General features: G+C 65.4%; 17 protein-coding genes. 5 read left to right on the top strand and 12 right to left on the bottom strand.

Translation table 11 applies throughout. The features are described from left to right. Positions 1-3: 3 nt before the first annotated feature. Positions 4-1,773, bottom strand: a complete 1,770-nt coding sequence (locus tag FJW06_RS03920; protein ID WP_140748294.1) for an acyl-CoA dehydrogenase family protein — start codon at positions 1,771-1,773, stop codon at positions 4-6. A 395-nt stretch (positions 1,774-2,168) separates the two neighbouring features. On the opposite strand from FJW06_RS03920, the gene FJW06_RS03915 reads away from it, so the two are divergent. After that, complete coding sequence (locus FJW06_RS03915; protein WP_140748291.1) at positions 2,169-2,405, top strand: hypothetical protein; 237 nt, start codon at positions 2,169-2,171, stop codon at positions 2,403-2,405. Between the two features lie 8 nt (positions 2,406-2,413). Here FJW06_RS03915 and FJW06_RS03910 read toward each other — a convergent pair whose 3' ends face one another. The 6 genes from FJW06_RS03910 to FJW06_RS03885 form a co-directional block, all read right to left on the bottom strand. Beyond that, positions 2,414-4,021, bottom strand: a complete 1,608-nt coding sequence (locus FJW06_RS03910) for an FGGY-family carbohydrate kinase (RefSeq protein WP_140748288.1) — start codon at positions 4,019-4,021, stop codon at positions 2,414-2,416. Positions 4,022-4,132: 111 nt separating this feature from the next. Next, complete coding sequence (locus FJW06_RS03905) at positions 4,133-4,861, bottom strand: SDR family oxidoreductase (RefSeq protein ID WP_140748285.1); 729 nt, start codon at positions 4,859-4,861, stop codon at positions 4,133-4,135. 24 nt (positions 4,862-4,885) lie between these two features. Then, entirely contained in the window at positions 4,886-6,139 is a 1,254-nt protein-coding gene (locus tag FJW06_RS03900) for a sugar ABC transporter permease (protein ID WP_140748282.1), read from the bottom strand. Then, positions 6,136-6,972, bottom strand: a complete 837-nt coding sequence (locus FJW06_RS03895; RefSeq protein WP_140748279.1) for an ATP-binding cassette domain-containing protein — start codon at positions 6,970-6,972, stop codon at positions 6,136-6,138. The genes FJW06_RS03900 and FJW06_RS03895 overlap by 4 nt, the downstream gene beginning before the upstream one ends. A gap of 67 nt (positions 6,973-7,039) precedes the next feature. Continuing rightward, on the bottom strand, positions 7,040-8,122 hold the full coding sequence (locus FJW06_RS03890; protein WP_140748276.1) for a sugar ABC transporter substrate-binding protein: 1,083 nt from the start codon (positions 8,120-8,122) through the stop codon (positions 7,040-7,042). 295 nt (positions 8,123-8,417) lie between these two features. Continuing rightward, positions 8,418-9,302: an AraC family transcriptional regulator gene (locus FJW06_RS03885; RefSeq protein ID WP_140748789.1), complete on the bottom strand. Its 885-nt coding sequence runs from the start codon at positions 9,300-9,302 to the stop codon at positions 8,418-8,420. A 251-nt stretch (positions 9,303-9,553) separates the two neighbouring features. On the opposite strand from FJW06_RS03885, the gene FJW06_RS03880 reads away from it, so the two are divergent. After that, positions 9,554-10,714 (top strand): glycoside hydrolase family 25 protein, encoded by a 1,161-nt coding sequence (locus FJW06_RS03880; protein WP_140748273.1) that lies wholly within the window; start codon positions 9,554-9,556, stop codon positions 10,712-10,714. Between the two features lie 24 nt (positions 10,715-10,738). On the opposite strand, the gene purD is transcribed toward FJW06_RS03880, so the two are convergent. Together purD and FJW06_RS03870 are read right to left on the bottom strand one after the other, a co-directional pair. Then, complete coding sequence (gene purD, locus FJW06_RS03875; RefSeq protein ID WP_140748270.1) at positions 10,739-12,019, bottom strand: phosphoribosylamine--glycine ligase; 1,281 nt, start codon at positions 12,017-12,019, stop codon at positions 10,739-10,741. 171 nt (positions 12,020-12,190) lie between these two features. After that, positions 12,191-12,985, bottom strand: a complete 795-nt coding sequence (locus tag FJW06_RS03870) for a phytanoyl-CoA dioxygenase family protein (protein WP_140748267.1) — start codon at positions 12,983-12,985, stop codon at positions 12,191-12,193. An 89-nt stretch (positions 12,986-13,074) separates the two neighbouring features. Here FJW06_RS03870 and FJW06_RS03865 point away from each other — a divergent pair, with 89 nt between their 5' ends. Both FJW06_RS03865 and ubiA read left to right on the top strand, forming a co-directional pair. Next, the gene (locus FJW06_RS03865) at positions 13,075-13,986 is read left to right on the top strand and encodes a LysR family transcriptional regulator (RefSeq protein ID WP_140748264.1); all 912 of its coding nucleotides are present in this window, start codon (positions 13,075-13,077) and stop codon (positions 13,984-13,986) included. A 51-nt stretch (positions 13,987-14,037) separates the two neighbouring features. Beyond that, entirely contained in the window at positions 14,038-15,021 is a 984-nt protein-coding gene (gene ubiA, locus FJW06_RS03860) for a 4-hydroxybenzoate octaprenyltransferase (protein WP_140748786.1), read from the top strand. 9 nt (positions 15,022-15,030) lie between these two features. On the opposite strand, the gene FJW06_RS03855 is transcribed toward ubiA, so the two are convergent. The 3 genes from FJW06_RS03855 to FJW06_RS03845 form a co-directional block, all read right to left on the bottom strand. Next, positions 15,031-15,597, bottom strand: a complete 567-nt coding sequence (locus FJW06_RS03855) for a DUF6101 family protein (protein ID WP_140748261.1) — start codon at positions 15,595-15,597, stop codon at positions 15,031-15,033. Positions 15,598-15,782: 185 nt separating this feature from the next. Further along, complete coding sequence (locus FJW06_RS03850) at positions 15,783-17,216, bottom strand: FAD-binding oxidoreductase (protein WP_140748258.1); 1,434 nt, start codon at positions 17,214-17,216, stop codon at positions 15,783-15,785. 77 nt (positions 17,217-17,293) lie between these two features. Continuing rightward, positions 17,294-18,256: an L-threonylcarbamoyladenylate synthase gene (locus FJW06_RS03845; RefSeq protein WP_181178127.1), complete on the bottom strand. Its 963-nt coding sequence runs from the start codon at positions 18,254-18,256 to the stop codon at positions 17,294-17,296. Positions 18,257-18,632: 376 nt separating this feature from the next. Here FJW06_RS03845 and FJW06_RS03840 point away from each other — a divergent pair, with 376 nt between their 5' ends. Next, positions 18,633-19,145 carry a hypothetical protein gene (locus tag FJW06_RS03840; protein WP_181178126.1) on the top strand — a complete coding sequence of 171 codons (513 nt, stop codon included), beginning with the start codon at positions 18,633-18,635 and terminating at the stop codon, positions 19,143-19,145. Positions 19,146-19,158: the final 13 nt, after the last annotated feature.

The raw sequence follows: 19,158 nt of genomic DNA, 5'->3' as shown, positions 1-19,158 counted from the left end.
TGCTTAAGCGGAAATCAGCGCCTTGCCGGCGGCGGCGAGGCTTTCTGCGCCGTCGAGGACGCGCTCCTTGAGCGCGCGCGTCTCGCCGAGCAGATTTTCGGCGAAGAAGCGGCAAAGCGGGATGCGACTGCGATCGGCGAGCCCGCCCTGCGCCAGATAGGCGCCGCCGGCGGCAAGCGAGATGAGGCGCAGATAAGGCGTGGCGCCGGCCATCGCGGCGTCGGCCTTGCCCTCGCCCGTGAGCTTTTGCAGGAAGCGCGTCGCCTCATCGAGATCGGCAAGGGCACGGTCGAGGTTGTCGGCAGTGCAGCCGAAGCCGTCGAGGTTGGAGGTGCGCACGGCGTCCGCCACCGCTTTCAGTTCGCCGATATAGGCATGCACATGCTCGCCGCCCTCGAGCGGCAGCTTTCGCGCCACGAGATCGATCGCCTGGATGCCGTTGGTGCCTTCATAGATTGGCGCGATGCGCGCGTCGCGATAAAGCGCCGCGGCGCCCGTCTCCTCGATGAAGCCCATGCCGCCATGCACCTGGACGCCGAGGGAGGCGACTTCGACACCGACATCGGTCGAGAAGGCTTTGGCGAGCGGCGTCAGCAGGCTGGCGCGGTCATGCCATTTCGCCGCTGCCTCGCCCTCGCCGACACGCGCGCGGTCGATGGCATGCGCGCAGGAATAGCTGATCGAGCGAGCGATCTGGGTGAGAGCCCGCATGGTGAGCAGGTTGCGCTGCACGTCGGGGTGATGGACGATCGGCGCCATGCCGGAGCCGGAATAGGCGGAAGCCTTACCCTGGCGGCGCTCATTGGCATAGGCGATCGCCTTCTGGGTGGCGGTCTCGGCCACCGCCACGCCCTGCATGCCGACGGCAAGGCGGGCGTTGTTCATCATCGTGAACATGCAGGCCAGCCCCTTGTTCTCCTCGCCGATCAACCAGCCGATGGCGCCGGGCGTCGCGCCCTGGAAACCGTCGCCATAGATCATGGTGCAGGTCGGCGAGGCATGGATGCCGAGCTTGTGCTCGAGGCCGGAACAGAAGACATCGTTGCGGGCGCCGAGCGAGCCGTCGTCGTTGACGAAGAATTTCGGCACCAGAAACAGCGAGATGCCGCGCGTTCCGGCCGGCGCATCGGGAAGCCGCGCCAGCACCAGATGCACGATGTTGTCGGTGAAATCATGCTCGCCATAGGTGATGAATATCTTCTGGCCGAAGATGCGGTAGGTGCCGTCGCCGACCGGCTCGGCGCGGCTGCGCAGGGCCGCGAGCTCCGAGCCCGCCTGCGGTTCGGTCAGGTTCATCGTGCCCATCCACTCGCCCGATACGAGCTTTGCGAGATATTTGGCCTTGAGTTCCGCCGAGGCGTGCTTGTCCAGCGCCTCGACCGCGCCCATGGTCAGCGTCGGGCCGATGCCGAAGGCCATGGCGGCGGAGTTCCACATTTCGAGCGCAGCGACCCCAAGCATGGTCGGCAGACCCTGGCCGCCGAACTCCTCCGGACCCGACAGCGCGTTCCAGCCACCGTCGATCCAGCGCCGGTAAAGCTCCTTCCAGCCGGGCGGCGTGGTGACGGCGGCATCCTTAAGCACCGCGCCATGCTCGTCGCCGATCTTATAGAGGGGAGCCACCTCCTCGCTGGCGAAGCGGCCGGCTTCGGCCAGGATCGCGTCGACAAGGTCCTCGCCGAGGTCGCCAAAGGTGCCGGCATCCAGCGCCGGCTTCAGCCCAGCCACCTGCTTCAGCGTGAAGGTGATGTCCTCGACCGGTGCGCGATACATGTCTGCTCCTCCTGCGTCCCGGCCAATCGTATTGCATGACCGAAGCGAAACCATGCGTCGATTTCGCACCTTCTTTTTACGTAAACGTCAAATTTTGTCACGCGGATTTTGCGAGCACCCGGGCTTCGTCATCCACGGGCGGAGCGGGAGCGCAGCGGACGCGTAGACCCGAGGATCCATTCCGTAACCTTGGCCGTGGAGTGCGGCGGAACGGAACTCTGGACCGTAGCAAAGCGTCCACGTCACGGAATCGATCTATGGTCCAGCGCGCGTCGCTTCGCTCCTTGCTCCGCCATGAAATAACGAAATCGCGGAGCAATTGCGTTCAAAATTCTACCGCGAATTGCATCCGGCAGGTATGATCCGCCGATTGCAAACCAAAACCGGACACCACCATGCTTGCCAGACCCGACGCCTATCGCTGCATCGAATGCGGCCTGCCCTACCGGGCGCCGGGCTTCAGCTACTATCATGGCATGGTGGAGGAAGGCCCCGCATACTGGACCGATCGCGGGCTATTGTGTTCGGCGCAATGCTCGCTCGCGCACCACAAGAAGCGCAGGGCCGAAGGCACGTTGCCGCAAGAGCCGGCGCCCGATCCGTTCGAGGTCCCGTCGCTGTTCAGGCGCTGATCGATTTCTCAGCGTATGCTGCGGCCAACCGCCTGCAGCGCCAGGAAGGCTTCGTAGCGGCGGTCGTGCCAAACACGAACATCGCCCGGCCCAGGTGTAAAAACGTCGCCAAGCCGGGACATGGCAGGCATGGCGCTCGACAGGTCAGGGTAACGCCCGGCCGCGACAGCACCGAGCATGGCGGCGCCCAGCAGCACCGGTTCGGGCGATTGCGACGCGGCGACCGCCAGGCCGGCGGCGTCGGCAAGCAGCTGGCGCACCAGCGGCGACTGACCGGCGCCGCCGCTGATCACGATGGTGTCGACGGCGAGACCGGACGACGCCATCGCCGCCACGATCTGGCGCACGCCGTAGCCGAGGCCGCAAAGCCCGGCCACGTAGAGGCCGACGAGACTTTCGACGGAACGGTCGGTGCTTAGCCCGGCGATCAGGCCGCGCGCATCGGGATCGGCCAAGGGCGACCGATTGCCGAGGAATTCGGGCACGACATGGACGCTTCCCGCAAGCGTAGCGGCGGCCGACAGGTCGGGCGAAGCCGCCGTGGCGGCTGCGGCCAGCCAATCGACAAACGATTTGCCTTCGGCCGCGGCGCGCGCGGAGGCCTCGGCTTCGGCCGGGTGGAAATGCACCAGCAGATCGATGGCCGCGCCAGCCGCCGACTGGCCGCCCTCGCTCAGCCATAAGCCAGGCACCATGGCGGAATAATAGGGACCCCAGACTCCTGGAACGAAGGCCGGCCCGTTGCTGCTCGCCATGGTGCAGGCCGAGGTGCCGAGCACATAGGCCATGCGCGAGGAAATGGAGTCGGCGTCGCCCGCGGCGCCTACCGTGCCGACGCCGCCGGCGTGAGCGTCGATCAACCCGGCGGCGACGACCGTGCCCGCGACCAGCCCCAATTCAGCGGCCGCCGCTTCGGTCAGGCCGGCGCCCAGCGCCGTGCCGGGATCGACCACGTCGGTGCCGATGCGGATAAAACCCTCCTCGGCAAGCTCGCCGAGCCCCACCGCATGGAAATAGCTTTCGTCCCATCGCCGCTCGTGGCCGAGATAGGTCCATTTGCAGGCGAGCGTGCAGACCGAACGGGCAAGGCTGCCCGTGGCGCGCCAGGTGAGATAGTCGGCGAGGTCGAAGAAATGTCTCGCCCCGGCGAAGGTCTGGGGCAGGTTCTCCCTCAGCCACAGAAGCTTCGGCGTCTCCATCTCCGGCGAAATGACGCCGCCGACATAGTCGAGGACGGGATGCCCGAGGGCATTGATACGCCTGGTCTGGTCGAGAGCGCGATGATCCATCCAGACGATGATGTTCCTGTCGCTGTTTCCAGAGCGGCCGACCGGCAAAGGCTGGCCTTCATCGCCGACCACCACCAGGGAGCAGGTCGCGTCGAAGCCGATGCCGCCGATCTCCCGGGGATCGACGCCCGCCTTCGCGACCGCCTCGCGCACGCTGGCGCAGACCGCCTGCCAGATGTCCCGGCTCGACTGCTCGGCGATCTCACCGGGCTCGACGAAGAGCGCGATGTCGCGCTTGGCGGAAGCAAGCAGCTCGCCGCGCTCGTCAAAGAGACCGGCGCGCGCGCTGCCGGTGCCGACATCGACGCCGAGGAAGTGGGAAGGCATGGGCACCTCGGGTGAATGGTGAATAGTGAATAGCGAATGGTTATTCGTGAGTAGTGAGTAGTGAGTAGTGAGTAGTGAGTAGATAACTTCCTATTCACCATTCACTATTCACTAAAGATCATTGCTCTGCGGCAGGATCACCAGATCCCGTATGGTGATGTTCCTCGGCCGCGTCAGCATAAACAATACGGCTTCCGCGACCTCTGTCGGCTGCATCAGCCCGCCGGCCGCCAGCTCGTCCTCGAGCTTCTGCTTCGGCCAGTCGCTGATCAGCGCCGTCACCACCGGTCCGGGCGCGACTGCGCCGACGCGCAGGCCGTGCTTGGCGACCTGCCGGCGCAGCGTATGGACGAAGGCCTGTATGGCGTGTTTGGAGGCCGTGTAGACCGGCTCCCAGACGACGGGGACGAGGCCCGCAATCGAACTTGTGACAATGATGTCGCCGGTCTTGCGTTCCACCATATGCGGCAGCACCGCGTGCACCGAGCGGAACACCGAGTTGATGTTGAGGTTCAGCATGCGGTCCCAGGCATCCGGATCGCCGTTGAGGATCTCGCCGCCCACATAGGAGCCGGCATTGGCGTGGAAGATGTCGAGCTGGCCAGCCTTTTTCAGGATGCCGGGCATCATGGTCGCCACGCTGGCGGGGCTGGTGAGGTCGACCACCAGCGGGATCGCGCCGTCGCCGAACTCGGCGACCACCTCCTTCAGCCTGTCCTCCGCGCGGTCGACCAGCACGACACGGGCGCCGGCGGCAAGCATCGCCCTGGCGCATTCGAGGCCGATGCCCGATGCCGCGCCGGTGACCGCGGCGACTTTTCCCGAAAGATCTTGAGCCATGTGTACCCTTCTCGTTTGAACTGTTCAGGCGCGGCCGTGCGAAGCACGGGAACGGCGCGCGAGGGAGTCGACGATCACGGCGATGGCCAGAACGGCACCGGTGATCATGTAACGAAGCGACGAGGACAGATCGAGCAGCGTCAGCCCGCTGGCGATCGACTGGATGACGATGATGCCGAGCAGCGCGGAATAGGCGCTGCCGCGGCCGCCGAACAGGCTGGTTCCGCCGATGACCGCGGCCGCGATGGCGTTCAGGTTGACGTCGCCGGTGCCGGCCTGCTGGCTGGCGGAAGCAAGCCTGGCGGCCGCAAGCACGCCGCCGAGCGCGGCGAAGAGCGAGCATAGTGCGAAGGCGCTGAGATAGATGGCGCGCACCTTGATGCCGGCGCGGCGCGCCGCCTCGCGGTTGCCGCCGACGGCGGTCATCGAACGCCCCCATTTGGTCCGGGTCAGCGCATAGTTCATCGCCACGACGAGGCCGACGAACAGGCCGAACATCCACGGGATACCGCGCGACTGGTTGAGGTAGGCGACGATCAGCTCGAGGCCGACGGTTATGACGGCCACGCGCAGGATGAGCCCGGCCACGGACGGCGTCGACAGGTTGGCCGCGCGGCGGCGCGCGAAGGTGCGAAGCCCGCTGACCAGCATCGCCAGGCCGGGGATCGCAGCCAGCGTGTGCGAGACCCATTTCGGCATCACCATCAACTGGCCGAAATCCACCAAGGCGGAGCCGTATGGCAAGTTGATCGAGCCGGTGGAGCCGAGGATGTAGAGCTGCATGCCAAGCACCGCGAGCAGGCCGGCCAGCGTCGAAACGAAGCTCGGCATGCCCAGACGGTTGAACAAAAGGGCATAGAGCGAGCCGATCAGGGCGCCGAAGGCGAGCGCCGCGATGATGGCGAGCGCGACCGGCCAGCCCTGGTTGACCCAGAGCGTGCCGACCAGCGCCGAGGCGAAGCCGCTGATCGAGCCTACCGAGAGGTCGATCTCGCCGACCATCAGCACGCAGACGATGCCGAGAGCGATGACGCCGACCGTCGAGCAGTCGAACAGGAGATTGACCAGATTGCTGCTGGAAACGAAGACCGGGTTGAGGCTGGTGAACACGGTCCAGATGACGACGAGGCCGACGATGACCGGCAGCGAGCCGAGATCGCCGCTGCGCACGCGGTCTAGGAAGGCGCGGACCGCTCCGGCGACGCCTGCTTCATGCTTGACGCGCGCATCGGCGCGATCGAGCGCCAGCGGGGCGGAGGTGCTTTTCTCTGCCGTCACGGGCGGTGCTCCCCAGCTTGTGCGCCGCCGCTGTGATCGCGCTCCATGCGCAGGCGCTCGGCGCGGCGCGACACCGCGTTGTTGGAGGCGCCGGTGATGGCGCTTACCAGATCCTGGTTCGAGGCGTCGGGCTCGAAGACGCCGTTGTTGCGCCCCAGCCTGAGCACCACGATGCGGTCGGCAACGGCGCGGACGTCCTCCATGTTGTGGCTGATCATGACGACGCCGAGGCCGCGCGCGCGGACGCGGTCGATGAGATTGAGCACTTCCGCCGTCTGGGCGACGCCGAGGGCTGCGGTCGGCTCGTCGAGCAGGATGAGCTTCGGCTCGAGCAGCAGCGAGCGCGCGATGGCGACCGTCTGGCGCTGGCCGCCGGACAGCGAGGCGACCGCCTCGCGCACGCTCGGGATGCGCGCCGACAATTCGTTGAGCAGCGTCCAGGCCCGCATCTCCATCGCCACCTCGTCCAGCCGCAGCGGACTGAGCTCATTGCCGAGGAAGATGTTGGCGACGACGTCGAGATTCTCGCAGAGCGCCAGATCCTGGAAGACCGTGGCGATGCCGAGCGTCAGCGCCACGCGCGGGTCGGGCAGCGTGACCGGCTGGCCGCGGAAATTGATCGTTCCCGAGCTCGGCTGGTGCACGCCGGCAAGGATCTTCACCAACGTCGACTTACCGGCGCCGTTGTCGCCAACCAGCGCGACGACCTCGCCGGCATGGACGTCGAAATCGATATCGGTCAGCGCCGAAACGGCGCCGAAATTCTTCGATATGCCGCGCAGGCTGAGCACCAGCTCGCCGACGGAAGCCGACCTTTCAAGACTCTCACTCATGCGCCGCCTTTCTTGACAGTCGTTTCCCGGACATCCGGCCGCCGAGGGGCGGCCGGATGTCCTATGATCAGTTGGTGATGCCGAGCTTCTTGCAGCCCTCGGCATAGCGGTCGACGCAGAGCTCGGCCGCCGTGTTGATCTTCTTGTCGATGATCTCGGCCTTGAGGTTCTCCTTAGTCACCACCGCCGGCGTGAAGAGCTGCGAGGGCGTGTCGTAAAGCGTCATCTCGGCCTTCGGCTTCTCGCCAGACAACAGCTTGACGGCCACGTTGGCCGCGGCGGCCGCAACAATCTCGCTCGGCTTGGAGATGGTGTTGTACTGGTCGCCGGCGATGATCAGCTGCAGCGCCGCGATCGTCGCGTCGTTGCCGGTCACCGGCGGAACCGGATCGACGCCTGCTGCCTTGAAGGCGGCGATCGCGCCGCCGCCGGTGCCGTCATTGGCGGCGACGACGCCGAGGATCTTGGCGCCGAAGCGGGTGATCTGTCCACTCGCCCATTGCTGTGCCTTCGGCGGCGCCCATTCCGGCGTGTCGAACTCGGCCAGGATCGGATAGCCGCTGTTGTCGAGGCCTTCGTGGATGCCCTTCTTGATCAGGCCGGCGGCCGCGTCGGTCGGCGAGCCGTTGATCTGCAGCAGACCGCCGCCGGCCGGGTCGACTTTCAGAGCCTTGAGGTGCTCGACCAGCGAGTCGGCGATGGCCTTGCCGATGCCTTCATTGTTGAAGGACACGTAGAAATCGGCGGGCGCCGTCGGGATGGGCCGGTCGTAGGCGATCACCTTGACGCCCTGGCTCTGCGCGAGCTTCACCAGCGAGGCGGCGGCGGTCGAATCCACGGGATCGAGCACGATCGCCTTAGCGCCCTGCGAGATCACCGAATTGAACTGCTGCTGCTGGCGCGCCGCATCGGCATCGGCGTTCTGGTAGATCACCTTGCAGCCCGGGCAGAGCTTCTTCATCTCGGCGACGAAGCCGGGATAGTCGTGCTGCTCGTAGCGGGTCGACGCCTGGTCGGGCATCAGGAAGGCAACCGTAGCGTCGGTGACGGTATCGGCGAAAGCCGCGGTGCTGCCGAGCAGCGAGACCGCGAAAACGGCCGCGATTGTCGATTTCAAGGCGAACGGCGATTTCCAAGCATATCTGGTCATTCGAATGTCTCCGTTTCGAGAAATGGTTTCACGAGGACCTGCGCGGTGGACGGCGCGCCGGCCTTGACTGCATGTCGAACTGTTGGGAGGAATGTTATCAGCGGCTCAGGATCGATATCCCGATCGACCACGCAGACCTCCTCCTGAATGTGCTGGATTTCGGGCAAACGAACCCCAGCACAGGGTGCCCTGCACCCCGCGTCTTTCCTTCCCTGATTGTTTCTTTGTTGGTGCGATTCAGGACGAAAGATCCCTCTGACCGAAACCGCTTTAGGCTCCTCCCGCTTCCTCCCTGTTAGGCGGCAATCTCCGCGTTGATGTTCTCAGCCAGCAAGGCCCGGAAGCGCGAAGGCGACATGCCTTTCTGCGCCAGGAACTGGCGGTTGAAATTCGAGATGTTGTTGTAGCCGGCGGCGTAGCAGATTTCAGTGATCGACATCTGCGCCTCGCTCATCAAGAGCTGGCAGGCAAGGTTGATACGCAGCCGGTTGACATATTGCACCAGCGCCATTCCGGTGTGGCGGCGGAAGCTGCGCGAGAAGGCGCTCGGGCTGCGCCCGGCGATCTCCGCCAGCGTGCCTTCGCTGAACGGCTCGGTCAAATGGCAGTTGATATAGGCGAGCGCCTGGTTGATGCCGGCCGACATGAAGCCGGAGGGGTCGGGCAGATAGCCCGCGCTGGCCAGCGTGCGGACGTCGCCGGCGCGGTTCAATATATCGAGCACGGCCATAAACAGCGACAGCCGGCGAACGCCCTGCGCCTCGGTCAGTTCCGCCAGGAGCGGCGCCACGAGCTCAGCCGTCGCCGGCGAGAACAACGCGCCGCGGCGGCTGGTTTCGAGGATACCGGCGCAGGCCGCAAGTTCGGGCAAGGCGGCGGAAGCGCCGGCGATGAATTCCTCCGAGAACTGCACGACACGGCCGCGCAGCGGCACGGTCTCGCCCGGCGGCACGTCGCTGACCCAGTTGTGCGGCAAATTAGGCCCGGTGAGAACGAGATTGCCCGGCTCGAACTCGCCGATGAAGTCGCCGACGAAATAACGGCCGGTGGTGGCGACGACCAGATGCAATTCGTATTCGGGATGGAAGTGCCAGCGCACGGTGCGGAAAGGGTAGCCGTGGGCCCAGGCCTTGAACGACTCTCCCTGTCTGATCTGGACGACTTCCAGGTCCGGATTCATCTTCATTTTCCTCCCCGCGCGGGTCCGGTCTTTTGACCGGTTGCTGCGCTTCGTCAGGTGGGTCCGTGTCTTCCCACTGGCCACCCTGATTGAAGCTTAGGCGGCAATTGAAGCGCCTGCCACCACGGCTTGTCCACCCGACCGATACTTTTTTGACGTTTCGATGCGGACCGAAGCAAGCCGATGTTTTGAAAGCAATTCCTTAACCATAGCGGTTCAGGATCGTTCACTGGTCAGTGGGGACACCCTGATTGAAAAAGCCGGCGCGCCCTCTTCGCCGCCTGGCGCTTCTCGCTACGGCGATTGCGCTAGGCACGGCGGCACAGGCCTCGGATTTCTCCGAGCCGTGGAAGAATGCCGACCGCCCGCTGGTGATCGACGCCTACGAATACAATTCGATCGACTGGCAGCAGCTCGTCACCGACAAGCGCATCGCCGGCTTCATCAACAAGGCGTCCGATGGGCTGCCGCCGCCCTATGTCTGCTTCGGCGCAGAGGCGGACGTCAAACTCTGCAAGGCGCAATGGAAGCGCTATGCGGTGACGCGTGAATTGTTCCAGACGCGCAAGGTCGTGGCCAAGGCGCTCGGCCTGAAATGGGGCGCCTATCACCTGGCCCGTCCCGGCAACCCGGTCGAGCAGGCCAACAATTTCATCGATTTCGCCGAGCCGGCGCCGGATGAGCTGATGGCCCTGGACATCGAAGGCATTGACCCTACGCAATGGATGTCGCTGGACGACGCCGAGGAATTCGTGCGCCAGGTGCATCGCCGCCTCGGCCGCTTCCCCGTGCTCTACGTCAACGGCAAGACCGCCCAGTATATCGCCGACAACCGCTACCAGTATCGGCTCCTGTCGCGGCTGCCGCTGTGGTATGCGCGCTACAAGCCGGACATCGACGTGCATTTCCCGATGGGCAACTGGCAGGGTTATGCGCTCTGGCAGTTCTCGGCGCAGGCCAATTGCGGCCATTTCTCCTGCCCCTACCGCGTGCCCGGCACGCCCAACGACATTGATGTCAGCGTCGCGCCGATGAGCGCCGACGAGTTGCGCCGGCAATGGGCCTTCGGCGGGCTGCTCGACGTGCCGGCCGACTACCTTGCCTCGATCCCGGTGCCGATACCGCGCGAAAAAGCCCTCGCCGGCAAGGTCACGATCACCTATGCCGATGTGGCGACGCCGCCGACCGTGGAGGAAATGGTCGCCGTGCTCGGCGCGCGCTGGGAGAAATTCCGCGACGGGTTCCGCATGCCGGTGGTGAAGACGGTGCCGCGGCGCGCCATTTTCGGCATCGTGCAATATGTCGCCTGGCAACGCTCCGGACAGCGCACGCCCGAGCAGATCGACGCGGCCTTCGCCGCAGCGGATCCGGTCAGCACCGCCTCGACCACGCTCGACAGCGCCAAGCGCTGACTTTCCGGCACTCGCCAGCCGATATCAGCCGCTGGCCTTCTCGCGCTCGACGGCGCGCCAGCCGATGTCGTGGCGGTAGAAGCCCTGCGGCCAGTCGATCCGGTCGATCGCCGCGTAGGCCCTCGCCTGGGCCTCGCCTACAGTCTTGCCGAGCGCGGTGACGTTGAGCACGCGACCGCCATTGGCGACCAGCGCGCCGCCATTGATGGCGGTCCCGGCGTGGAAAATCTGGGCGCCATCACGCTCGGCCTCGTCGAGGCCGCGGATGACGGAGCCCTTTTCCGGCGTGCCGGGATAACCCCTTGCCGCCATCACCACGGTCAATGCCGTCTCGTCGCTCCAGCGGATAGACATATGCGCGAGCTGGCCATCGACGGCGGCGTTGAGCAGGACGAGCAGGTCGTCCTTCAGCCGCATCATCAGCACCTGGCATTCGGGGTCGCCGAAACGGGTGTTGTATTCGATGAGCTTCGGCCCTTGGTCGGTGATCATCAGGCCGGCGAAGAGGATGCCGGCGAAGGGCGCGCCAAGATTGGCCATGCCGCGCATGGTCGGCTCAATGATCTCGCGCATGGTGCGCTCGGTCATCTCGGGTGTCATCACCGGCGCCGGCGAATAGGCGCCCATGCCGCCGGTGTTCGGCCCGGTGTCGCCGTCGCCGACGCGCTTGTGGTCCTGTGCGGTACCGAAGGGCAGCGCCGTGGCGCCGTCGCACAGGCAGAAGAAGCTCGCTTCCTCGCCGATGAGATATTCCTCGACCACGACCTCGGCGCCGGCGACGCCGAAGGCGCCGTCGAAACAGGCCTCCAGCGCGGCATTCGCCTCATCGAGCGTCATGGCGATGGTAACGCCCTTGCCGGCGGCAAGCCCGTCGGCCTTGATGACGATCGGCGCGCCGGTCTTCTCGACATAGGCTTTCGCCGAGGCGAGATCGCCGAAGCGGCCATAGGCGGCGGTCGGAATGTTGAATTTGGCGCAAAGATCCTTGGTGAAGCCCTTCGAGCCCTCGAGCCTTGCCGCGGCCTTTGACGGACCGAAGACCCGGATGCCCCAGGCGCGCAGATCATCCGCGATGCCGGCGACCAGCGGGCCTTCCGGGCCGACCACGACCAGGTCGATCTTCTTTTCCAGGCAGAAGGACGCGACGGCGGAATGGTCGGCGACGTCGAGCTTCACCAGTTCGGCGACGCGTCCGATGCCCGGGTTGCCGGGCGAGGCGTAGAGCTTCGTCAGCAGCGGCGAGGCGGACATCTTCCAGGCGAGCGCATGTTCGCGGCCGCCCGAGCCGAGAAGAAGAACGTTCATGGCCACCTCTTGCTGATCGTCTCCCCGAACCCGCTATTGGTCCGCGGGCGGCGGGTCAAGGCGTCTTGGCAAATTGGCGCCAATTGCGCACGGGAACATGGACCTCATCAAGGCCGATGGACATGTCCCGAGCCTCCGACGGCCGGGAGAAACGACCCCCCGAAGGACAGCTCAGCTCTGGTAGATGACCGGGAACCAGTCCTCGCGCAGCTTCTGGCCGGGCTTCATGTCGTGGCCTGGATAGGGAGGCGAGGTGCGGCCGGGGCGTTCGACATAATGCGCGTCGTCGCCGACCCAGCGCAGCGACAGCGCCCGGCGCCTAGCCGAGGTCAAATTGCCGCGCGCGCCGTGGGCCGTGCGGAAGTCGAACAGGATGGCGTCGCCCGGCTCCATCTCCCATTCGAGCACCTTCATCGAGGGATCATTGTCGGGATCAGGCACCGGCAGATAGTCGCCCTCGCCGGCATAGAAATTGTCGTCATTCAGCCAGCGCACCGGCAGCACCATCTTTTCCCATTTGTGCGAGCCGGCGATCAGCCTGAGCGTCGCTTCCTTCACCGGATCGATCGGAATCCAGAAGCTCACCGTCTGGCTGCCGTCGACGAAGTAATAGGGGATGTCCTGGTGCCAGGGCGTCGGCTTCTGCGTGCCGGGCTCCTTGACCAGGACGTGATCGTGGAAGAACTGCGCGCTGCGCGACTGCATGACCGCGGCGGCGAGCTCGGCGGCCGGCGATTCGCGCACGATCCTGACGAATTCCGGGATCCGCTCCCAGTTGCAGTAATCGTCGAAGAAGCTGCCCTTGCCGCCGGCGATGTCGGAGGCGGTGGCGCTGCGGTTGTGCATATTGCGCTCAATGCCGTCGGCAATGACGTCGACCCAGTGCTTGAAGGCGCCCCGTATGCAGACCGCGCCGTCGCGCTGGTAATCGGCAATCGTCGAGGCATCGATGTTCGGGCTGGCCATGGCGCTCTCCTTGCTTGGGTAATTGACTATCGCAAGCGCCCGACATCGCGTAAAATAATAACTTGTCATCTACTTTATAGTTTTTCCCTATGAGACTGACCCTCACCCAGTTGCGCTATGTCGTTGCCGTCGCCCGCTATGGCAGCGTGACCGCGGCGGCCCAGGCGCTGAACGTGTCGCAGCCGTCGATCTCGGTGGCGATCGATAATGTCGAGGACGCGCTTGGCCAGAAACTGTTCGTGCGCCAGCGCGGCAGCGGCGTTGCGCTGACATCCTTCGGGCGCAAGGCTGTCACCAAGGCGAGGCAGGTGCTGGGCGAGGCGGACGAGCTTGCCGCGCTCGGTTCGCGCGCCGCCGATATTGGCGGCGAACTTGTGCTCGGCTGCTTCGAGGACCTGGCGCCCTATTTCGCGCCGGCGCTGATGCGCGCCTTTGCCGAGCGCTGCCCGGCCGTCACCGTTGTCATCGGCGACGAGACCTTCGAGACGCTGGGGCGGCGGCTCGCCGACAGCGCCATCGATCTCGGCCTCACCTACGATCTCGGCCTTCCAGGTCATTTCAAGCGCATCCTGCTGCATGAGTTGCGGCCGCACGCGCTTCTGCCCGCCGGCCATGAGCTTGCCGACAAGCATGCCGTCAGCCTGGCCGAGCTTGCCCAGCATCCGCTGATCACCACCGACCAGCCGCATAGCTGGCAGCATATGCTGGACCTCTTCCTCAGCCGCGGCCTGTCGCCGATCGCCAGGGCGACGACGAGTTCGTTCGAATTGCAGCGCTCCATGGTGGCCAACGGCTTCGGCGTCGCGGTCAGCTATACCAGGCCCCATGGCGACCGCAGCTATGACGGGCTGCCGCTGGTCTTAAAGCCACTCTCCGACCCGCTGCCGATGCAGCGCATCATCCTGACCCATGACACGCGCCAGCGCCTGTCGAAGGCGGCCACGGCCTTCATCGACGTCGCCAAGGCCTGGTTTGCCGGTCACGATGTTTTCACTGCTTGAGCGACATCGCGGCCGCTTGACGGCGCCACGCGCGACTGTCACTTCAACATGATGGAAACCGTCCAGTCGAAAGTGATCCAGGGCCGTGTCGCCGATGCGCCGAGCGGCCATTGGGTGTACCGGGTGCTGCCGCGCTGGGTCTGGCCCTATGCGCAGCTCGCGCGCTGGGACCGGCCGATCGGCTGGCAACTGCTGTTGTGGCCCTGCTGGTGGTCGGCGGCACTTGCCGCGGGCGCCTATCCGCGCCCGACCGACCCGCTGCTGACGCTGCTTCCGGCGCCCTGGTATTTGTTGCTGTTCTTCATCGGCGCCGTCGCCATGCGCGGCGCCGGCTGCACCTATAACGACCTCGCGGACGAGGACATCGACAACCAGGTCGAGCGCACGCGCTCGCGGCCGCTGCCCGCGGGCAAGGTGACCCGCCGACAGGCCTGGGCATTCGTCATCATCCAGGCGCTGGTGGGATTGGCCGTGCTGTTGCAGTTCAATAGCTTCGCCATTCCGCTCGGCATCGCCTCGTTGGCGATCGTCGCGGTCTATCCCTTCATGAAGCGCATCACCAACTGGCCGCAATTCGTGCTGGGGCTCGCCTTCTCCTGGGGCGCGCTGATGGGGTGGGCGGTCGAGTTCGGCGACATCGATGATCCGGCGATCATGCTCTATATCGGCTCGATCCTGTGGGTGATCGGCTACGACACGATCTACGCGCATCAGGACAAGGAAGACGACGCCATCGTCGGCGTGCGCTCGACGGCGCGGCTGTTCGGCGACAACACCAAGATGTGGCTCACCGGGCTCTATGGCGGCGCGCTGATCTGCTTCGCGATCGCCTTCGCTTCGGCGCAGGCGCCGATCGTGGCGCTGGCCGGGCTGATCGCCGCCGGCGCGCATATGGCGCGCCAGATCATCCGGCTCGACATCAACAATCCGGACCAGTGCCTAAAGCTGTTCAAGTCGAACAACCAGGTCGGCTGGCTGATCTTCCTCGGCCTGATCGGCGGGTCGGTGTGGATATGGCTGAAGCCGCTGGTGTAGCGGTGCAGCCTACTCCCTTGCAATGATCTCCTGGCCGTCGATGACGAGCCTCAGGCCCAGGTTGCCGGCCTTGCGGCGGGCGAGGAAGCGCGGGCGGCGCATGGTGGAGACACGGCCCTTGCGGCGCTCCTGCGGCGGCAGCGCCTTGATGGCGGCGCCGAGCGATTCTTCCAGCGTGCGGGCGATGCCGTCGGCCTCGATCAAAAGCATCGGCAGGCGATAGGCGTCGGCCCATGCGCGCCAGTCCGCGGCGACGTCCTCAAGGTCGTCGGCGACCAAGAGCGGCACCGACAGCATCGGATCATTGTGCAGGAGCTCGAGCGTCACGGTGACGTTGCCGTCCGGATCCTCCATGGCGCGGGCGGCGACGCCGCGGAACGCCTTGGCGGGCAGCGCGATGATCGCCGGCACGCCGCTCATCTCCAGCACACGGCGGATCACGGCGCCGCGCTGATCGATGGTGAAGGTCACATCGCCATAGTCGTCGCGGGTGGCATAGCTCACCATCTGCGGCAGGCGAAACGGGTCGAGACGCATGTTGCGCCCGGCCCAGACTGGCTTCAGTCCAGTGTTCATCGATGTCTTCCCTGTTAGTCCTGAGGGCCGCTTTTCCGGTTCTCTCAGGGCCGGTTTTTCCGGCCTCGTTATGGGAAGAAATATTAGCGCTCGCTCCTTACCGGCGCGCTTAAGAAAGTCGGTTAAATTTTGCTGATCTCGGCGATGGTTATCGGAATGCGACCGGCCACCGGATGTAAGAAGGATCAGATAACCTTACCGGGATTCATGATGCCGGCCGGATCGAAGGCCGCCTTCACGCGGCGCATCAGATCGATCGCCATCGGCGGCGCCGTGGCGATCAGCTCGTCGCGCTTCAGCTGGCCGATGCCGTGCTCGGCCGAAATCGAGCCGTGGAAGGAGCGCACGACATCGTGCACGGCCTTGTTCATGGGATGATAGAGCTCAAGGAACGGCTCGTCCTGCCAATCCACCGGGCGCGAGATGTTGTAGTGAAGATTGCCGTCGCCCATGTGGCCGAAGCAGACCACGCGCGCGCCGGGGCAGACCCCTTCCACCACGCCGGCCGCCTTTTCGATGAACTCGGGGATCGAGGCGATCGGCACCGAGATGTCGTGCTTGATCGAGGCGCCCTCCGGCTTCTGGCATTCGGGAAGCGTCTCGCGGAAATTCCAGAAGGCGTCGCCCTGGGCCAGGCTTGCCGACACCACCGCGTCGCCGACGATGCCTTGCTCGAGGCCCGCTGAAAGTATCTCCTCGATCAGCGCCTTGCCGTCCTCTTCGGAACGGCCGGAAGAAACCTGCATCAGCACATACCACGGCCAGTCGTCGGCCAGCGGCCTGGTGATGCCTTGCCCATACTTGAGCGTGAAATCGTAGGGCCTTCTGGCGATAAGCTCGAAAGCGGTGAGCGAAGCGCCGGCGCGGTCCATAGCCAGGGTAAACAGCGACAGCGCGTCTTTCGGGGACGACGGCAGGCCGGCAAAGGCGACCTCCCTGCCCTTCGGCTTCGGGAACAGTTTCATTACCGCGGCGGTGATGACGCCGAGCGTGCCTTCGGCGCCGACGAAGAGGTTCTTCAGATCGTAGCCGGTGTTGTCCTTCTTCAGCTTGCGCAAATCGTCGAACACCTCGCCGGTCGGCAGCACGACCTCGACGCCGAGGCAGAGCTCGCGCGCATTGCCATAGGCAAGCACTCCGGTACCGCCCGCGTTGGAAGAAAGATTGCCGCCGATCTGGCAGGACCCTTGCGCGGCGAGCGACAGCGGAAACAGCCGGTCGGCGGCGTCGGCCGCTTCCTGCAGCGTCTGCAGGATGACGCCGGCCTCGACGGTCACCGTATTCGACAGGACGTCGATCTCGCGGATGCGGTTCAACCGCGACAGCGACAGCACGATGTCGTGTCCGGATTTGTCCGGCACCTGGGCGCCGACCAGTCCTGTGTTGCCGCTCTGCGGCACGACCGGCGTTCCGGTCTCGGTCGCAAGCCGCATGATGCGGCTCACTTCCTCGACACTGCCGGGCCTCAGCACCAGCGATGTGCGGCCGTGCCAAAGGCCACGCCGCTCGGTGATGTAAGGCGCGATGTCGGCCTGATCGCGCAACGCATATTTGTCGCCGACGATCGCCGCGAAGCGGTCGATGACGGCAGGGTCGAGGTCGAAGGGCTGATCGTTCATGGGTCAGAACCTAGAGCAATTCCAGGAAAAGTGCGAAGCGGTTCCGCCCGGAATTGCATCAAAACACAGAGATAGGCTCAAGCGGTCTTGTCACGCGGCGCGGCGGCGCGGGCAAGCCGGTCATTGATCGCCTCGCCCAGACCCTCGGACGGGATCGGCTCGACGGCGATGGTCGCGGCGCCGACGCGGTCGAGCGCCCGCATGAAGGCGAACAGGTTGCTGGCCGCCTCGCGCAGGTCGCCTCCCTCGGAAAGGTTGCGCAGTGCAACGGCCCGTTCCCAGCCCTCGGCGCGGTTGCGGCCGAAGGCCAGCAACGCCTCGCCCTCGGCAATCCTTCCGACATTGAGCCGCATCGCGGCGCCGGGCGCGTAATGCGAGGCGAGCATGCCCGGGGCCTCGATGCCGCCGGCGCCGCGCGACAATTTCGCACCGGCCACCGCCTCGATCTCCTCGGCGCCGATGCCGCCGGGCCGCAGCAGCCGCAGCTTGCCGTTCTCGACCTTGAGGATGGTCGATTCCAGGCCGACCGGCGTCGCGCCGCCATCGACGACCAGCTTGATCCTGTCGCCGAGGTCGGCGGCGACCGCTTGCGCTGTCGTGCCGCTGATCCTGCCTGAAGAATTGGCGCTGGGGGCTGCGAGCGGCCGGCCGAGCCGCGCGATCAGTTCGCCGCCGAAGCCGCGCGGCATGCGCAGCGCGATCGTGTCCAGCCCCGCGGTGACCAGCGGATGAATGCCGCCGTCGGCGCGCTGCGGCAGCACCAGCGTCAGCGGGCCGGGCCAAAAGGCTTCTGCCAATTTTGCCGAGAGCGGATCGAAGCCGGCGATACGGTCCGCCATCGCGCGATTTGCGACATGGGCGATCAGCGGGTTGAAGCGCGGCCGGCCCTTGGCCTCGAAAATGCGCGCCACGGCAACGCCGCTGGTCGCATCGCCCGCCAGGCCGTAAACCGTCTCGGTCGGGATGGCGATGACGTCGCCGCCTTCGAGCAGCGCCAATGCCTGCTCCATAGCCTCGCCGGCCGCCAGTATCTCAGCCAAATTCGCCACCAGTCCTGATGCATGTTGCCCAAAAAGTGTGCAGCGGCCTTAGGACAACAACATGCATGAAACAAAACCTAAAGCGCGTCGATTGAATCCGTTTCAACGCGACGCGCTTTAGACATGCCGGTCCCGTAATACGGTCGCTTCCATCCGGCAAGAGCATGCATTGGCGATTCATCAATCCCTAAAATGTTAAGTTTCCGCGCAAGGCGGCCTCAATCTGCCGGCCCTAAACAGATATTCATGGGGGTATCCCCACGAATATCTGTTTAGGTTCCCTGGGTTTTCGCAGGTTCTGATCGCAAAACCGTGGGTCACTTGCGGAACCTGCTTAGGGTGCGGGTTCGATGCGGTTGCGGGCTTGGGAGTTGTCGTGATGCGTCTGCTTGGAGCGTTCGGTATCGGTCTTCTGGCGATGAACGGCGCGGCGTATGCCTCGTCGATCGTCGTGGTCGGACCCTCGACTTCGACGCCTTCGGTGGTCAGGCTGAATGCGATCGAGCCGGCCAAGCTGTCCGCGGCCTCGACGCCGTCGATGATAGCGCTGGGCGATCCTATGCCCGCCGTCACCGACGAAAAGGTCGCGGCGATTCCCGAAAACTCCAGGCACCGGCAGGCCCCCATGATCATTCGCGGCGGCGTTGTCGGCGGCGCTTTCGCAACGCCCGCGGCGGCCGCAGCGGCCAAGCCCGCAACGCCGACGACCACACCCGCCGCCACCGCGCCGGCAAACGGCACGTCGCCGGCAACGCCCGCTAACGGCACGGCATCCGCTTCGAACAGCAGCAGCAAAACCGCCAGCCAGCCGGCCGCGACAGCCAACGCATCGGGCGGCGCGCAACCGCAAAGTGCCCCGTCATTGCCGCGCGTCGGCAAGGCGATGTAGATTACACCGCCTC

This window comes from Mesorhizobium sp. B4-1-3, from assembly GCF_006439355.1.
GTDB lineage: Bacteria > Pseudomonadota > Alphaproteobacteria > Rhizobiales > Rhizobiaceae > Mesorhizobium.
Note: the sequence above shows the minus strand (reverse complement) of the source record. Positions and strands in the feature narration are given on the sequence as shown.

Excerpts from the sequence above, each read along its gene's own strand:
- FJW06_RS03920 (WP_140748294.1), bottom strand. The coding sequence starts at position 1,773 with ATGTATCGCGCACCGGTCGAGGACATCACCTTCACGCTGAAGCAGGTG.
- FJW06_RS03915 (WP_140748291.1), top strand. The coding sequence starts at position 2,169 with ATGCTTGCCAGACCCGACGCCTATCGCTGCATCGAATGCGGCCTGCCC.
- FJW06_RS03910 (WP_140748288.1), bottom strand. The coding sequence starts at position 4,021 with ATGCCTTCCCACTTCCTCGGCGTCGATGTCGGCACCGGCAGCGCGCGC.
- FJW06_RS03905 (WP_140748285.1), bottom strand. The coding sequence starts at position 4,861 with ATGGCTCAAGATCTTTCGGGAAAAGTCGCCGCGGTCACCGGCGCGGCA.
- FJW06_RS03895 (WP_140748279.1), bottom strand. The coding sequence starts at position 6,972 with ATGAGTGAGAGTCTTGAAAGGTCGGCTTCCGTCGGCGAGCTGGTGCTC.
- FJW06_RS03890 (WP_140748276.1), bottom strand. The coding sequence starts at position 8,122 with ATGACCAGATATGCTTGGAAATCGCCGTTCGCCTTGAAATCGACAATC.
- FJW06_RS03885 (WP_140748789.1), bottom strand. The coding sequence starts at position 9,302 with ATGAATCCGGACCTGGAAGTCGTCCAGATCAGACAGGGAGAGTCGTTC.
- purD (WP_140748270.1), bottom strand. The coding sequence starts at position 12,019 with ATGAACGTTCTTCTTCTCGGCTCGGGCGGCCGCGAACATGCGCTCGCC.
- FJW06_RS03870 (WP_140748267.1), bottom strand. The coding sequence starts at position 12,985 with ATGGCCAGCCCGAACATCGATGCCTCGACGATTGCCGATTACCAGCGC.
- FJW06_RS03865 (WP_140748264.1), top strand. The coding sequence starts at position 13,075 with ATGAGACTGACCCTCACCCAGTTGCGCTATGTCGTTGCCGTCGCCCGC.
- ubiA (WP_140748786.1), top strand. The coding sequence starts at position 14,038 with ATGGAAACCGTCCAGTCGAAAGTGATCCAGGGCCGTGTCGCCGATGCG.
- FJW06_RS03855 (WP_140748261.1), bottom strand. The coding sequence starts at position 15,597 with ATGAACACTGGACTGAAGCCAGTCTGGGCCGGGCGCAACATGCGTCTC.
- FJW06_RS03850 (WP_140748258.1), bottom strand. The coding sequence starts at position 17,216 with ATGAACGATCAGCCCTTCGACCTCGACCCTGCCGTCATCGACCGCTTC.